The following is a 734-nucleotide window of genomic DNA, read 5'->3' on the forward strand; positions in this document are numbered from 1 at the left end:
GTGGGGGGGCAGGGCGAGCCGTTGCTGCTGATCCATGGTTTTCCCACGGCCAGTTGGGATTGGCATTACCTCTGGCAGCCGTTGGCCCAGCGCTATCAAGTGATTGCCTGCGACATGCTGGGGTTTGGCGATTCGGCCAAGCCGCTGGACCACACCTATTGCCTGCTGGAGCAGGCGGACTTGCAACAGGCGTTGCTGGAGCATCTTTGGGTGCAGCAGCCGGTGCATGTGCTGGCCCATGATTACGGTGACAGTGTTGCGCAGGAGTTGTTGGCGCGGCATTACGAAGGCCGGTTTCGGATGGGCAGTTGTGTGTTTCTCAACGGTGGGTTGTTTCCGGAGACGCATCGTCCGGCGTTGGTGCAGAAGCTGTTGCTGAGCCCATTGGGTTGGATGATCGGGCGGGCGTTTGGGCGTAATGCCCTTGCTAACAGTTTTGGGCAGATTTTCGGGCCGGCGACTCGGCCCAGTGAGAGTGCGCTGGATGATTTCTGGAGCTTGATCGAGAGCCAGGATGGGCCGCGGATTTTGCACAAGTTGATTGCGTATATTCCTCAGCGTAGGCAGCAGCGGGATCGATGGGTGGCGGCCATGCAGCGGGGGGAGGTGCCGTTGCGGGTGATCGATGGGGAGGTTGATCCGATTTCTGGGGGGCATATGGTTCAGCGGTATCGTGAACTGGTGCCGCATGCGGATACGGTGTTGCTGGCGAATATTGGGCACTATCCGCAGAT

Annotated in this window: 1 protein-coding gene; it reads left to right on the top strand. The window is 59.5% G+C overall.

Annotated elements, in window-relative coordinates; translation table 11 throughout:
- Positions 1–734 (top strand): alpha/beta fold hydrolase (locus HX786_RS31590; RefSeq protein WP_178913094.1); only part of this gene is annotated, 734 nt, incomplete at both ends.

This window comes from Pseudomonas sp. 21615526, assembly GCF_013386245.1.
Taxonomy (GTDB): domain Bacteria; phylum Pseudomonadota; class Gammaproteobacteria; order Pseudomonadales; family Pseudomonadaceae; genus Aquipseudomonas.